This window comes from Candidatus Acetothermia bacterium (assembly GCA_024653305.1).
GTDB lineage: Bacteria > Bipolaricaulota > Bipolaricaulia > Bipolaricaulales > Bipolaricaulaceae > JACIWI01.
Map to the genome: position 1 here is coordinate 1 of JANLFW010000014.1, position 13,613 is coordinate 13,613.

Annotated in this window: 16 protein-coding genes; 3 read left to right on the forward strand and 13 right to left on the reverse strand. The window is 69.8% G+C overall.

The genetic code is table 11. From position 1 onward, the window contains the following. Nucleotides 1-301 precede the first annotated feature (301 nt). The gene (locus NUV94_05950) at nt 302-1,135 is read right to left on the reverse strand and encodes a patatin-like phospholipase family protein (protein ID MCR4392304.1); all 834 of its coding nucleotides are present in this window, start codon (nt 1,133-1,135) and stop codon (nt 302-304) included. A gap of 131 nt (nt 1,136-1,266) precedes the next feature. On the opposite strand from NUV94_05950, the gene NUV94_05955 reads away from it, so the two are divergent. Beyond that, nucleotides 1,267-1,953, forward strand: coding sequence for an endonuclease III domain-containing protein (locus NUV94_05955; GenBank protein MCR4392305.1), 687 nt, complete (start codon nt 1,267-1,269; stop codon nt 1,951-1,953). A gap of 39 nt (nt 1,954-1,992) precedes the next feature. On the opposite strand, the gene NUV94_05960 is transcribed toward NUV94_05955, so the two are convergent. Then, entirely contained in the window at nt 1,993-2,166 is a 174-nt protein-coding gene (locus tag NUV94_05960; GenBank protein MCR4392306.1) for a lysine biosynthesis protein LysW, read from the reverse strand. 281 nt (nt 2,167-2,447) lie between these two features. On the opposite strand from NUV94_05960, the gene NUV94_05965 reads away from it, so the two are divergent. Further along, nucleotides 2,448-3,203 carry a sulfite exporter TauE/SafE family protein gene (locus tag NUV94_05965; protein MCR4392307.1) on the forward strand — a complete coding sequence of 252 codons (756 nt, stop codon included), beginning with the start codon at nt 2,448-2,450 and terminating at the stop codon, nt 3,201-3,203. On the opposite strand, the gene NUV94_05970 is transcribed toward NUV94_05965, so the two are convergent. From NUV94_05970 to NUV94_06010, 9 genes are all read right to left on the reverse strand, one after another. Beyond that, entirely contained in the window at nt 3,200-3,547 is a 348-nt protein-coding gene (locus NUV94_05970; GenBank protein ID MCR4392308.1) for a hypothetical protein, read from the reverse strand. The two genes, NUV94_05965 and NUV94_05970, sit on opposite strands and share 4 nt — an antisense overlap. Before the next feature lie 104 nt (nt 3,548-3,651). Continuing rightward, nucleotides 3,652-3,810 carry a hypothetical protein gene (locus NUV94_05975; GenBank protein ID MCR4392309.1) on the reverse strand — a complete coding sequence of 53 codons (159 nt, stop codon included), beginning with the start codon at nt 3,808-3,810 and terminating at the stop codon, nt 3,652-3,654. Nucleotides 3,811-3,913: 103 nt separating this feature from the next. Then, nucleotides 3,914-5,218: a thymidine phosphorylase gene (locus tag NUV94_05980; GenBank protein ID MCR4392310.1), complete on the reverse strand. Its 1,305-nt coding sequence runs from the start codon at nt 5,216-5,218 to the stop codon at nt 3,914-3,916. Nucleotides 5,219-5,229: 11 nt separating this feature from the next. After that, nucleotides 5,230-6,387, reverse strand: coding sequence for a hypothetical protein (locus tag NUV94_05985; GenBank protein ID MCR4392311.1), 1,158 nt, complete (start codon nt 6,385-6,387; stop codon nt 5,230-5,232). A gap of 74 nt (nt 6,388-6,461) precedes the next feature. Beyond that, nucleotides 6,462-7,706, reverse strand: a complete 1,245-nt coding sequence (gene phnE / locus NUV94_05990; GenBank protein ID MCR4392312.1) for a phosphonate ABC transporter, permease protein PhnE — start codon at nt 7,704-7,706, stop codon at nt 6,462-6,464. After that, nucleotides 7,703-8,956 carry a phosphonate ABC transporter, permease protein PhnE gene (gene phnE / locus NUV94_05995; protein MCR4392313.1) on the reverse strand — a complete coding sequence of 418 codons (1,254 nt, stop codon included), beginning with the start codon at nt 8,954-8,956 and terminating at the stop codon, nt 7,703-7,705. Before phnE (NUV94_05995) ends, phnE (NUV94_05990) begins: the two co-directional genes overlap by 4 nt. Before the next feature lie 17 nt (nt 8,957-8,973). Further along, complete coding sequence (gene phnC / locus NUV94_06000) at nt 8,974-9,747, reverse strand: phosphonate ABC transporter ATP-binding protein (GenBank protein MCR4392314.1); 774 nt, start codon at nt 9,745-9,747, stop codon at nt 8,974-8,976. Nucleotides 9,748-9,814: 67 nt separating this feature from the next. After that, nucleotides 9,815-10,831 carry a PhnD/SsuA/transferrin family substrate-binding protein gene (locus NUV94_06005; GenBank protein ID MCR4392315.1) on the reverse strand — a complete coding sequence of 339 codons (1,017 nt, stop codon included), beginning with the start codon at nt 10,829-10,831 and terminating at the stop codon, nt 9,815-9,817. 117 nt (nt 10,832-10,948) lie between these two features. Beyond that, complete coding sequence (locus NUV94_06010; GenBank protein ID MCR4392316.1) at nt 10,949-11,413, reverse strand: cytidine/deoxycytidylate deaminase family protein; 465 nt, start codon at nt 11,411-11,413, stop codon at nt 10,949-10,951. A gap of 67 nt (nt 11,414-11,480) precedes the next feature. Between NUV94_06010 and thyX the strand changes: the two genes are divergently transcribed. Beyond that, on the forward strand, nt 11,481-12,176 hold the full coding sequence (gene thyX / locus NUV94_06015) for an FAD-dependent thymidylate synthase (protein ID MCR4392317.1): 696 nt from the start codon (nt 11,481-11,483) through the stop codon (nt 12,174-12,176). Here the strand turns inward: thyX and pyrE are convergent. Together pyrE and NUV94_06025 are read right to left on the reverse strand one after the other, a co-directional pair. Further along, entirely contained in the window at nt 12,073-12,732 is a 660-nt protein-coding gene (pyrE, locus tag NUV94_06020) for an orotate phosphoribosyltransferase (GenBank protein MCR4392318.1), read from the reverse strand. The genes thyX and pyrE overlap by 104 nt on opposite strands. Further along, nucleotides 12,713-13,603, reverse strand: a complete 891-nt coding sequence (locus NUV94_06025; GenBank protein ID MCR4392319.1) for a dihydroorotate dehydrogenase — start codon at nt 13,601-13,603, stop codon at nt 12,713-12,715. The genes pyrE and NUV94_06025 overlap by 20 nt, the downstream gene beginning before the upstream one ends. Between the last annotated feature and the right edge of the window lie 10 nt (nt 13,604-13,613).

The window sequence follows — 13,613 nt, forward strand, 5'->3', positions numbered from 1 at the left end:
CGTGCGTCGCCTGCGGGTGCGGAGGGCTCTCCACAACCTACGGGACCGTCACTGTGCCAACACCGTAAGGGAGCGCAAAATGGCCGATCGTTGCGGGGCGGGCTCAGACCCGCCCCGTTCTCTTGGGAAGAGGTTCCGTAGCGTCGCACCTTGTGTGCGACGAACGCGCGTGGTTCCGTAGCGCCGGACCCCGTGTCCGACGCGAGATCGCCGGGGACGGACGGCGTCGGGGATGAACCCCGACGCTACGAGACCTGGGAGACCGTCGAGGGCAGAACCACGCCGCGTCGCGGCCGCAGCATCACAGGAACGGCAACGCGGCCCGGGCCGCGATCCGGCCGGCCTCCACCGCCTCGGGGAGCCGGTTGAAGTCGAGGACGCCGATCGGGTCCACATCAGGATGGATCACCACCAGCCGCTCCCCCAGCCGCTCCCGGACCCGGGCCAGCTTCACATCCCGCAGCTCCTGGGCAGTGATGTCGTACGCCCGGAGCGCCATGTCCACCAGCGTCCGCGGGACCTCCCCGAGCGGGGCGGACACGTCCACCGCCAACACCACCTCCGCCCCGAAGTCGGCCACCACGTCCACCGGTAGGTTGTTCACCACGCCCCCATCGATCAGGTACCGCCCCCGCCACCGCACCGGGCCAAACACCCCGGGCAGGGCGGCGCTCGCCGCCACCCCCAGGTACACCGGACCCCGGTCGATCCGGACCTCCTCCCCGGTGGCAAGATCCGCGGCCACGGCCACGAACGGGACCGGAAGGTCCTCGAACCGCTCACCCTTGCACAGGAGGCGCAGGAACTCGAGCATCCGCGTGAGCCGCGGCGAGGCCTCTGCCTGCCACGGCCGGCCTCGAATCCGCTCCCATAGGGCTTCGGCCACCGCCTGCTCCAGCACCCGCCGGTAGGAGTCGGGCACGCCGAAGATCTGGTACAGGTCGAGGTGCTCGAGGACCCGCGCCAGCCGGGCGAGATCTTGCCCCACCGCGTACATCGCCCCCACCACCGCCCCCATGCTCGTCCCGGCCACGACGCCCGGCTCAAGGCCGGCCTCAAGGAGCTCCATGAGCACCCCGGCATGGGCGAACCCCCGCGCCCCCCCACCGCCCAACGCAATCCCCAGCTCGGCCATCCTGGGATCATCCTAACCCACGGGAAGCGGGGATGACCAACGGCAACGTCGCCCATAAACGGCGACGCTACACCTTTGGAAACAGTGCCCGGTCGGGTGGCGACCGCGCCCGCACCGGGGACAATCCCGGCATGGCGGACAGGACGCGCGATCGCCTGCTTGAGCTCTACCAGACCCTCCTCGCCGCCTACGGCCCGCAGGGATGGTGGCCGGGGGAGGGTCCGTTCGAGGTCGTGGTAGGGGCGGTCCTCACCCAGGCCACGTCATGGCGCAACGTGGAACAGGCCCTCACCAACCTCAAGGCCGCCGGCGCCCTGTCCCCACAAGCAATGGCCAGCCTCCCCCCAGACGAACTCGCCGCCCTCCTCCGCCCGGCCGGGTTCTTCCGCCAAAAGGCCCGCCGCCTCGCCGGGTTGGTCGCCTGGATCGAGGGAACCGGTGGGCTCCCATCCGTCCTCCGCCTCCCCACCGCGGAGCTGCGCGCTTCACTCCTCGCCGTGCCCGGGATCGGCCCGGAGACGGCCGACTCCATCCTCCTCTACGCCGCCGGCCGCCCCGTGTTCGTGGTGGACGCCTACACCCGCCGCATCCTCCACCGCCTGGGGTTCCTCCCCCAAGAACATGCCCCCTACCCCGAGGTCGCCCGCCTGTTCACCGATCACCTGCCCCTGGACCCCGGGCTGTACGGCGAATACCACGCCCTCTTCGTCCGCCACGGGAAGGAACGGTGTCGGAAACGCCCCCGCTGCCCGGACTGCCCCGTGGCCGCGCAGTGCCCCTTCCCCTCTCCGGACAGCCCGCAGGGGACGAAACCCTAAAAAAACATGGGGGCGGGTTGCCCCGCCCCCGCATGCGCTTCAGTAGAGGTCATCCCTTTGGTCGTATCCGACCTCCTCGAGTTCGAGGGGGTCTTCTTCGATGACCTCGAGGATCGCCCCACACTCCGGACAAGTTATGCGCTTGCCGTAAACCGCATCCGCCTTTCCCAGACGGATGTCCGCATCACAAACCGGGCAGTTGCCACTCGGCATAGTTCACCTCGCATTCGCCTTGTCCCCGCTCCGGGACAAGGCGGGCTTGGCTCACCGGCCTACTTGGGCTTCCCCGGCTGCTTGGGCTTCGGGGACTTCCTCTCCTTTTCCTGAAGCAGCACGCTCCACCACCTCCTCGTCGCCGTCCCAGTTGGAACGACCGGGCGGAGCATAGGTCCCGTCAACGTAAAAGTCAATTCCCGTCGGCGGGACATTTGTCCCATCCTGTGGGCGCAGGCGGATATGATAAAACGCAAATGGCATGGGATAGAATACTCGCCATGGTCTACCTCTTGTTAGCGCTGGCTGGTTGCGGTGTGGGCGGAGTGGCCTCGATGCTGGGGATCGGCGGGGGGCTGTTCATGGTGCCCCTGCTTCTCCTCGCCGGGCTCGTCCCGACGTCCCAGGAGGCGGTGGGGACAAGCATCGCCGCGGTGATGGTGACTGGGCTGTCGAGCACGGCCGCCTACCGCCGGAAACAGGTGACGAACTGGAAGGTGGGCCTGGCGATCATCCCCGGGGCGATGGCCGGCGGCTGGCTGGGGGCGTACGCGAGCCAGTGGCTGGCCTCGGGGTGGTTGGCGATGGCGTTCGGGTTGTTCCTCCTCTACCCGGCAGGGGTGCTGCTCCTCGGCCGCCAGCCCAAGGACCTGTTCTCCGGCCGGGGGCGAACGGCGGTGGGAGCGGTGGCCGTCCTGGCCGTGGGCCTGCTCGCGGGGACGGCGAGCGGTCTCTTTGGCATCGGGGGCGGGGTGATCATGGTCCCGGCCCTGACCCTGCTCGGCCTGGACATCGTCCCGGCGGTGGCCACGAGCCTGTTCGTGATGATCCCGTCCGCGGCCCTGGCCACTGTCCAGCACGCGCTGGCCGGGCACACCCACTGGGACCTGGCCCTGCCCCTCGTCGCGGGGATCGTCGTCGGAACCCAGTTCGGCCCCGCGCTCTCCACGCGCATGCCCGCGGTCTGGCTCAGGCGCCTGTTCGCGCTCCTGCTCCTGTACACCGCGGCCAACATGATCCGCCAGGGCCTCGGTTAGCCGGTCACCCGCAGGGCGTCGAGCACGATCCGCACCACCATCAGCACCCACCCCACCCCGACCAGGATCCAGATCACCTTGCGCGCCGCCTCCACGATGCCGAACAGGAGGAGAATGCCGGTGAGCAAGCCGAGATAGCCCAGGGGGACGCCGAGATCCGCGCCCACCTCACGCCCGGCGGGCAGGATCAGGTTGACGAGGCGGACGAGGGCACCCCCCAGGAGCTCGGCCGCCGATTGGATGAACGAGAGGAGCTTGTCCCCTACGTTCTCCGCTGTGGTCGGCTGCGCAAGCGCTGCCCACCCCCACACCGCAACCATGCCCAGCACCAGCCACCGTGCCATCGTGACCTCCTTCGCCCTCACGGATAAACCATGATAAGCCGCACGCGCGGGAAACAAAAAGCGCCGGGGCTTGCCCGACGCAGGCATGGGATGTGGACAAAACGTCAGTCCTTGTCCTCCGCCTCCTCCACCGCATCCTCGATCTTCTCCAGGAGGTCGGAGATCCGCTCCAGGGCTGACTCCAGCTCCTCGCGCACGTGCGCGACCTCGGAGAGAAGCGGCTTCACCTTGTCGATGAGCTCTTTCTTCGTGACGTAGGCCATGGAACACCTCCTTTGCCCGGATTGTATGGGACAGATGGCGTCGGGGACAAGCTGCGCCGCTACGGAATGGGAAACGTAGCGTCGGGGTTTATCCCCGACGGGCTCACCGGATCCGGGCGAGGACGAGGGGGCGGGGGGCGGGCCTTGCGGGCCCGATCGTGTACGCCGCGGCCACGAGGGCCGCCGCCTCCCGGGCCCGGTCCGGTCGGCCCACGTGGAGCCGGGCCAGGGCGTCCCCGGCCCGCACCTCGTCCCCCACCTTGGCCAGGAGCTCCACCCCCGCCCCCGGGTCCACGGCCTGGCCCTTCACCTCCCGCCCCGCCCCGAGGAGCCCGCACGCGAGGCCGATCGGGTGGGCGCGGAGGCCCGTCACGTACCCGGAGGCCGGGGCCCGGACCTCCACCACCTCCCGGGCCCTGGGCAGCCGCGCGGGGTCCTCGACCGCCCCCACGTCCCCCCCTTGGGCAGCCACGAGCTCCCGGAACTTCGCCCACGCCCTCCCGGCCGCGATCAGCCCGGCCAGCCGCGCCTGCGCCGCCTCGGGATCCTCGGCCTCCCCAGCCAGCACCAGGAGCTCCGCCCCCAGGGCGAGGGTCACCTCCCGCAGGTCCGCCGGGCCCCCGCCCCGCAGGACCTCGATCGCCTGCTTGACCTCCAGGGCGTTCCCCGCGGCCCGGCCCAAAGGCTCGTCCATCGCCGTGATCAGGGCGGCGAACTTCTTCCCAAGCCTATTCCCCACCCGCACGAGCGTCTCCGCAAGCCGCCGGGCGTCCTCCTCCGTGCGCATGAACGCCCCGTCGCCGCACTTCACGTCCAGCACGATCGCGTCCGCCCCCCCGGCGAGCTTCTTGGACAGGACCGAACTGGCGATCAAGGGCAGGGAGGGCACGGTCCCGGTCACGTCCCGGAGCTCGTAGAGCATCCGGTCGGCGGGGACCACGTCCGCGGTGTGGTCGGCAACCACCGCCCCGATCCGCGCCGCCTGGGCGCGGATCTCCTCCGAGGAAAGCTCGGTGCGGAACCCGGGGATCGCCTCGAGCTTGTCGATCGTCCCCCCCGTGTGCCCCAGCGCCCGCCCGGAGAGCTTGGCCACCACGAGCCCCGCCGCGGCCAGCAGGGGGACGAGGACGAGGGTCACCGTGTCCCCCACCCCGCCCGTGGAGTGCTTGTCGGCCTTGACCCCCGGGACGCCGGACAGGTCAATCCGCTCCCCGCTTTCGGCCATGGCGGCGGTGAGGGCCACCGTCTCCTCCTCGCTCATCCCCCGGAAGTACACGGCCATGAGGAACGCCGCCATCTGGTAGTCGGGGACCCCCCCCGCCACGTACCCCCTCACGAGCCAGCGGATCTCCTCCGGGGAGAGCTCCCCCCCGTCCCGCTTCTTCTCGATCAGGTCCACCGCCCGCATCGCCCCGGATCCTACTCCACACCGGGCTGCCCGGTCACCAGCCCTGCCTGCGCCGCCCAGTGGGGGAAGAGCGGGTCGGCCAACGTCCAGTCGCCGTTCCTCCTCTCCACGAGGCCCTCCCGCCGGAGGGCCTCCAGCGCGCGCTGGACGTGGGATGGGCTCTTCAGCCGGAAGCGGGCCACCGTGTCCGCGGCGAAGGGGGACGCTCCCGGGCCGAGTTCCACCAGGGCCAGCAGGCACCGGCGCTGGTGGAGCGTCAGCCGCTCCCACAGGCGCCGGTAGTAGGCGTCGTGCCAGCCCACCACGGAGGCCAGGGCTTGGGCGAGGTCCGCGTCCCTGATCGGCCCGCCTCGGCCCCGCCCCTGGTCCCACAGCTCGTGGGCCACGGTCTGCACAAAATAGGGGTGGTCGTCCACCTGCCGGCACAGCTCGGCCGCTACATGGGGGGAGATGTCCATCTCCCCTTGGCGAAAGCCGTCGACGATGAACGCGACGAAGTCCTGCCGCGGGATCTTGCCCAGGCGGAGCGGCCGGCCGAGGCGGAAGAACGGGGATCGTTCGGCCGCAAACAGCTCCTCCATCATCGCGGTCTGGCTCCCGGCGAACACGTAGCTCACCCGGTCGTGCCCCTGAAACGCGGCCCGCAGCGCCCGCACAAGTCCCTCTCCGCCCAGCTCCATCACCGCCGGGAACTCGTCGAACGCCACCGCCAAGCGCACCCCGAGCTCCTCTCCCACCCGCTGGGGCAGGTCCAACGCCTCGGCCAGGGTCGCCGGCTCGGCCAGACGCGGCGCATAGCCGAGCTCCACTTGGACCCGGCCTGCCGAGTCGAGGACGAGCCGGGGTTGGAGACGCGAGAGGAAGGTGCGCCCCCACCGCCGCACCCGCTCCAGAGGGGACGCCGTCCCCTCCACCACCGCCGCGAGCAGAAGCTCGACGAAATCCTGAAGCGACAGCGCGCGGGAAACGTCAAGGTACACCGACCGCTCGCCGGTGGGCAGGCGCCGAAACGCCTCCCGAACCAGGGAGGTCTTCCCGTACCGCCGCGGGGAGTACAGGAACACGTGCTCCCCGCTCCGGAACGCGTCGTGGAGGGCTTGGATCTCCCCGCGGCGGTCCACAAACCGCTCCCCGGTCACCACCCCGCTGTAGCGAAACGGGTTGTCCACGGACCGATTATACAGGCCTGTGTAACACACGGTTGTATAACGGCGGTGTGCCGTCCGGGACTTGAGGCTGTCCCTCACGCGAGCTTGGCCCGCAGGCGAGCGGAGAGGTAGTCGATCGCCCACACGAGGACCACGATGAGGATCATCACCATCCCCGCCTGGCGGTACTGCACGCCCCAGATGTAGTTGATGAGGCGCTGGCCGATCCCCCCGCCCCCCACCAGGCCCACCACGGTCGCCATGCGGATGTTGATGTCCCACCGGTACAGGGTGAAGCTGATGTAGGGGTTCACGATCTGGGGCACGACCGCGTACCGCAGCACGGACAGGGGCCCGGCCCCGGTGGCGGTGACGGCCTCGATCGGCCCCTGGTCGATCGCCTCCAGGCGCTCGGCGTAGAGCTTCACGAGGTCCGCGATGGAGTGCACCCACAGGGCGAGGATCCCCGCGAACGGGGACCGCAGCGCGGTGACCCACACGAGGAAGATGATCGCCCAGATCACGGGTTCGATGGACCGGGCGATGCTCATCGCCCCGCGGATGACGGTGTAGATCGGGCGCCCAATGGGCCCCCGCATGAGGTTGCGGGCGGCGAGGAACGAGAGCGGGACCGCCACCACGACCGCGAACACGGTCGCCAGCACGGCCATGAACACGGTGACGATCATGTCCCGGCCGGCGTCGAGGAGGATCGACGTGTCGGGCCGGACCAACGCGTACCAGAAGTCCACGGCCTGGCCGGCCTGGGTGAACAGGCGCCGGAGGGAGTCCCACGTCAGGGTCACCCCGAGCCCGGCGAGGAGGGTGACGGCGAGGAGCGCGGCCACGAACAGCCCGGCCGAGGTGCGGTACCAGGGGACGGGGGCCCCCGATGGCCGCTCCCGCTCCAGGGCCAGGCCCGACAGCCGCTCGTGGAGCGGGGGGGAGAACAGGAACCCGACCCCTGTCAGGCCGACGAGGTGCCAGAGGAGAACGTAGAGGAAACGCTTGTCCAGGGTCGCCTCCCCCGCCTGGGGGCGGAGCTGCCGACCCAGGGCCTTCTGGCCCCACGATCGGCCGAACCCTTCCCACACGCCCGCGCCCACCCCCACCCCGAACACCCACCACGGGACGAGGGCGTACGCCGTGGTCCCCAGCACGTACCAGGCGTAGGCGTAGGTGACGAGGATCCACAGCGTCGCCAGCCCCGCGGCGTCCAGGAGGAACACGGAGAGGTGCCTCCAGGCGGCCTCGGCCCGGCGGCCCACGGCGTCGGTGAGCCCCCGCCGCGTCGCCCACGCCGGCTGGGGGGACACGAACCCATCCGGGTAGCCCGTCATGCGATCCGCTCCCGGAGCCGACCGGAGATGTAGTCCATCGCCCACACCACGGCCACGATGACCATCACCACCGCCCCCACCTTGGGCCAGTCACCCTGGTTCTTGTAGTAGAACAGCATGTCCCCGATCCCGCCCCCGCCCACGAGGGCGATCACCGTGGACATGCGCACGTTGATGTCCCACCGGTAGAGGGTGAACGCCCAGAAGCTGGGGAGGACCTGGGGGATCACGGCGTGGCGCACCACCTGGACCCGGCTGCCGCCGGCGGCCCACACCGCCTCCAGCGGCCCGGGGGACACCCCCTCCACCTGCTCGGAGTACAGCTTCCCCAGCGCGGCCACGGTGTGCACGGTGAGGGCCAGGATCCCCGCCAGCACCGTCCCGTACCCGACCCAGATCGCAAAAATGGACGCCCAGATGATCGTCTCGATGGACCGGAAGATGTTGAAGAACCCACGGACCACCCCGTAGGTGGCCCACCCCACGGGGCTGAACCCCATCACGTTCCGCGCCCCCAAGAACGACAGGGGGAACGCCACGGCCGCGCCGAGGACCGTGGCCACAAGGGCCATGAACACCGTGACCACGGTCAGGTCCAGGATCGAGTAGCGCAGGGCCCGCAGCTCGAACACGGGGTCCGGGGCCGTGAAGTACCGGAAGTCCGGCCGGAGCATGTCCCGCCAGATCCGGCCGGCCTGGGAGGCACGTCGCACCAAGACCTGCACGTTGATCCCCACGATGAGCCATCCCACCCACAGGGTGAGGAGGCCGAGGATGAGGGACACCACGCCCCACTGGGTGAGGAGGGCCCGGCGGCCGGGGCGCTCCGGGTCCGGGAGTGTGGGCTGCGGGGCCAGGCCCAGCCGGTCGTGGAGGGGCGCCTCCCCCCGGAGGAGCCACACCGGGGAGGCGAGGACGGACAGGTGCCACAGCGCGGCCCGCGCCACCCGGGCCCCGAGGCCGATCCGGCCCCCGTCCGGGCGGACCAGGGCCACCCCGATCGCCCGCTGCCCCACGCTCCGCCCCAGCGACCGGGTCCACACCGCGAGCTCAAGCGTGGCCACAATCACCACCGGCCAGCCCCACGGGGGCAGGGTGAGCGTGCCCCACCAGTCGACGTGCACCGTGTACCAGTAGTAGTTGAGGAGGTACATGACGCAGTACGCCACGTACCCCCACACGGCCCAGTCCAGGAGGAACGAGAGGCCCCGCCGCGCCGGGGGCACCGCCCGGCCCCGCGGAGCTCCCACCTCACCCGGCTTGGCGGTCACCGCACCTCGACTTCCTCGGCGTCCTCGCCGTAGATCTCCTTGAACTTCGCGTTGTCGATGGCCCCGGGCGGCCCGTCGAACACGAGCTGGCCGTCCTTGAGGGCGATGATCCGGGTGCCGTAGCGGCGGGCCAGGGACAGGAAGTGGAGGCTGGCGAGCACCGTGACCCCGTCCTCCCGGTTCATCTGCTCCAGGTACTGCATCACGGAGTGGGAGGTGGCCGGGTCGAGGGCGCTCACCGGCTCGTCGGCGAGGAGGAGCTGGGGGCCCTGCATCAGGGCCCGGGCGATCCCCACCCGCTGCCTCTGCCCTCCGGAGAGCTGGTCCACCCGCACGTACGCCTTGTCCCGCAACCCGACCCGCTCCAGGTTGGCGAGGGCCTTCTCCCGGTCGGCCTTGGGGAACCAGCCGAGGAGGGCCCGCCACCCGGGCAGGTACCCCAGCCGCCCCGTGAGGACGTTGCCGATCGCGGTGGAGCGGTCCACGAGGTTGAACTGCTGGAAGATCATCCCCACTTGGCGCCGGACGCGCCGCATCCGGGCCGGGGCCAGGCGCGTGACCTCCGTCCCATCGAGCCAGATCCTGCCTTTGGTGGGCTCGATGAGGCGGTTGATGCAGCGCAGGAGCGTGGACTTTCCCGAGCCGGAAAGGCCGATCACCACCAGGAACTCGCCCTTGTCCACGGTGAAGGAAAGGTCGCGCAGGGCGAGGACCTGGCCCCGCTCGTAGACCTTGGTCAGATGCTCAACGGCGAGGTAGGGGGTGCCCATGGGAACGGGACAACACCGTGGGGGAGGTCATCCCTCCCCCACGGTTCGTCGCCATGGTCCGGGGACCTTACTCCCGCGGCGGGTTGGGGAGCCCGACGAGGGCCCGGTACGTGTCGTAGTACGAGTCGTCAATGAGCTCGACGTCGGTCCACTCGTAGAAGTTGGGGTTGCTCCACAGCACGTTGCCCTCCGGGGAGCGGATGTGGGCGATGATCGCCGCGACGATCGCGTTCTCCACGCGAGTCGGGAACCCAGCGGAGAAGGCGATGCAGTCGTTGGGGAGCGGCCCGATCGTGGCCAGGACCCCGATCTTGCGGATGATCTCCTCCAGGGTCCCCATCCCCTCCACCTTGGACGCAGCGAGCCTCAGGTCCACGCAGTTGCCCTGCAGCTCGGGCGGGTACAGGTCGTTGTTCTCCCGGTCCCAGATCCACATCTCCGGGTCCATCCCGTAGTCCCACTTCGGGCCCTCATAGCCCGCGGGCGGCTCCGGCGGGGACCCGTACCCGGTGCAGAAGTCCCCCTGGCCCTTGAGGAGGGCGATCATGGAGTTCGTGTGGCCGCCGGACTTGACGACGCCACCCACCACGACCCCGTTCTCCTCGAAGAACCTCTTGGGGAACACGTACCCCGAGGTGGACCCCTCGTCGTTGTAGATCCAGATCTTGCCGTTCAGGTCCTGGACCGAGGTGTAGCCCTTGTCGCGCGGGACGTAGATGCTGGCGAAGTAGAACGAGTACCCCCGGCGCACCGCCGCCAGGCGGGCGTGGGCCCCGAAGTTCGTCTCCACGGAGATCCGGGCGTACTGGTCCGTGGTGGGGGTCCCCATCACGTTCCCCTCCGCCGCCTTGAACGCCTCCACGAGGGCGGCGTAGTCCGGCATCACCCTCGGGATGATGTACAGGCCGGTCGCCTTGCCGATTGCCTCGGCGATCTGCTTCGCCGTGGCCTCGATGACCTCGGCGCGGGTCGAGGGCGGGAACACCCAGATGATCGGGTTGTCCTTGGTCCCGAGCGCCTGGGCGAGCCCCGTCGCCCCGAGCGCCACCAAACCCACAAGCGCGATCAACAAAGCCTTCCTCACACCACCACCTCCTTGTAGGATCACACGACCATTATACCCGTGTCGGGAGCCCCGGGGGCCCCCGGAAAGGCAGAAGCGACGCCGACCGTCCAAGGAAGGACACGGCTTCCGATTCCGTCATCCCCGCACCGGCGAGGTTAAAGACTCCACGGCCACACCGGCGCTTCGCAACATCTCCATCCCCAAAGCGTCGGGATAGCCCTCCTCGTAGACGATCCGGGCCACACCGGCGTTGATCAGCATCTTGGCGCAGATCGCGCACGGGGCAGTGGTGCAGTACAGGGTGGCCCCGGCCGTGGATACCCCATGCAGCGCCGCTTGAACGATGGCATTGGCCTCGGCGTGGGTGGCCCGGCACAGCTCGTGGCGCTCACCGCTTTTGACCCTGTTCTCCTCCCGCAGGCACCCCAGCTCCAGGCAGTGGGGAAGGCCACGCGGCGCCCCGTTGTACCCGGTGGAGATGATGTGCTTATCCTTGATCAACACCGCCCCCACCCTGCGGCGCAAACACGTGGACCGGCTGGACACGAGGCGGGAGAGCTGGATGAAGTACTCATCCCAAGTTGGCCTCTGGTCCGGCATGCCGCTATTATACAAGGCGTGCGGACTGAGGCGGGAGGCGCTTCACCCCTCACGGGAGGAAGAGGGCATGGAAGTCAAGCTGATCGCTCTTACCCACTACCTGAATGGGGCTGGCCCGGAACAACTCCTGGAACGCGCGGGGCGGCTCTGCTACGGGAGCCTTACCTGCGATACCGCGAGGTTCGTCGGCGCCCGGGTGCGGGAAGGGCACCTCTCCTTGATCGAACACGCCACCGCCTCGTTCTACATCGGCGGGATCAGCCGCGCCACAAGCCACCAACTGGTCCGGCACAGGCTTGCTTCGTTCTCACAGAGAAGCCAACGGTACACAAGCGAGGAGAACGCCCGGTTCGTGGTGCCCCCTTCGATCGCCGCCCATGCGGAGGCATCACGGGTGTACACGGCGTTCTTGGAACAAGCACGCCGGGCGTACAAGGAGCTCCGGGCCCTCGGGATACCCAAGGAGGACAGCAGGTTTGTGCTCCCGGCGGCCACGACCACGGAGCTCATCATGAGCTTCAACTTCCGGGAGGCGTTGCACATCTTCTCCTTGCGCATCAGCCCCAAGGCGCAGTGGGAGATCCGCGAGGTCGCAAGACGCATGCTGGAGGAGCTTTATCCGGTTGCCCCCGCTGTGTTCGGAGATCTCCGGGCCAAGCTCATGGCGGCCTACCCGCAGTTCTGGGAACGCCCGGACGCGGGGGCCACCGAGGGGCCTCCATCTCGGGGGACTCTCCGCCCACGTCCCGGCTGCCGGGCTTGACGAGGGGAAGGCCGCGCCGACACAAGGGGCAGGCCTCCGGCGGATGGGTTTCGATGGCCATCTTGACCAGGGAGACGAGGGGAAGGGTGAGGTCGTCCTGGGCGCGGCGGTCCACGAGACAGGCCACCCCGACCACGTTCCCACCGCAGGCGCTCGCCACCGCGGCCACCTCCAGCGAAGAGCGGCCGGTGGTCACCACGTCCTCGGCGATGAGCACCCGTTCCCCGGGCGCGATCTGGAATCCCCGCCGCAACGTCATTCTCCCTTGTTCCCGTTCGGTGAAGAGGCCCCGCACGCCCAGCGCCCGCGCCAGCTCGTACGCCACGATGATCCCCCCCAACGCCGGCCCCACCACCGCGTCCACCGCGCCCAGCGCCCGGACCTTTTCCGCGAGCGCCCGGCAGGCCCGCTCCGCGAGCGCCGGGTGCTGCAACAATCGCGCACACTGGATGTACCGCGGGGAATGCAGTCCCGAGGAGAGGAGGAAGTGGCCCTCGAGCAGGGCCCCGGCCTCCCGAAGCAGCCCTAACACCTGGTCACCGGTGAGCGCACCCACGGATCTCCTCCCAACTTCCGAGCCCACGCCCCTCCATGAACGCCCGTAGCCCCTCGACGATCCGCGGCCCGGCATAGGGGTCGATGAAGTTCGCCGTTCCGATCTGGACGGCGTGGGCACCGGCCATGATGAACTCCACCGCGTCCTCCCAGGTCGTGATCCCCCCGATCCCCACCACCGGGATGTCCACCTCCCGGGAAAGCTCGTACACGATCCGCAGGGCGAGGGGCTTGATCGCCGGGCCGCTCATCCCCGCGACCACGTTCGCGAACACGGGCCTCCCGGTTCGGATGTCCACCGCAAGGGCGGGGAACGAGTTGGCCGCGCACACCGCCTCCGCCCCGGCTTCTTGGGCCGCTTGGGCCACGGCCACCAGCCCCGCCGGCGCCTCGGGGGGGAGCTTCGCCCACAGGGGCTTCCCACGGGCAGCGGCGCGGGCCCGACCCACGACCTCGGCGGTGGCCGCCGCGTCCCGTCCCGGCATCCCCTTCCCCGGCACGTTGGGGCAGGACAGGTTGAGCTCGATCGCGTCCACCGCGGACGAGGCCAGGGCCTGCACCACCTGTTCGTACTCCTCAGGGGACGCCCCCCACACGTTGGCGATCACCACCGCCCCGGTTCGCTTGAGCCGGGGGAGCTCCTCCCGGAGGAACGCCTCCACCCCGGGGTTCTCGAGGCCGATGGAGTTGAGGAGCCCGCAGGGCGTCTCCCACAGCCGGGGCGGCGGGTTCCCTGCCCGTGGCCGGAGGGTGAGGCCCTTGGTGCAGATGGCCCCAAGCCGGGAGATGTCGTAGACCTCCCCGTATTCGGCCCCGAAACCGAAACAACCGGAAGCAGCCACAACCGGGTTGCCAAGCAGAACCCGCCCCACCCGCACCGAA

Excerpts from the sequence above, each read along its gene's own strand:
- NUV94_05950 (MCR4392304.1), bottom strand. The coding sequence starts at position 1,135 with ATGGCCGAGCTGGGGATTGCGTTGGGCGGTGGGGGGGCGCGGGGGTTC.
- NUV94_05955 (MCR4392305.1), top strand. The coding sequence starts at position 1,267 with ATGGCGGACAGGACGCGCGATCGCCTGCTTGAGCTCTACCAGACCCTC.
- NUV94_05960 (MCR4392306.1), bottom strand. The coding sequence starts at position 2,166 with ATGCCGAGTGGCAACTGCCCGGTTTGTGATGCGGACATCCGTCTGGGA.
- NUV94_05965 (MCR4392307.1), top strand. The coding sequence starts at position 2,448 with ATGGTCTACCTCTTGTTAGCGCTGGCTGGTTGCGGTGTGGGCGGAGTG.
- NUV94_05970 (MCR4392308.1), bottom strand. The coding sequence starts at position 3,547 with ATGGCACGGTGGCTGGTGCTGGGCATGGTTGCGGTGTGGGGGTGGGCA.
- NUV94_05975 (MCR4392309.1), bottom strand. The coding sequence starts at position 3,810 with ATGGCCTACGTCACGAAGAAAGAGCTCATCGACAAGGTGAAGCCGCTT.
- NUV94_05980 (MCR4392310.1), bottom strand. The coding sequence starts at position 5,218 with ATGCGGGCGGTGGACCTGATCGAGAAGAAGCGGGACGGGGGGGAGCTC.
- phnE (MCR4392312.1), bottom strand. The coding sequence starts at position 7,706 with ATGACGGGCTACCCGGATGGGTTCGTGTCCCCCCAGCCGGCGTGGGCG.
- phnC (MCR4392314.1), bottom strand. The coding sequence starts at position 9,747 with ATGGGCACCCCCTACCTCGCCGTTGAGCATCTGACCAAGGTCTACGAG.
- NUV94_06010 (MCR4392316.1), bottom strand. The coding sequence starts at position 11,413 with ATGCCGGACCAGAGGCCAACTTGGGATGAGTACTTCATCCAGCTCTCC.
- thyX (MCR4392317.1), top strand. The coding sequence starts at position 11,481 with ATGGAAGTCAAGCTGATCGCTCTTACCCACTACCTGAATGGGGCTGGC.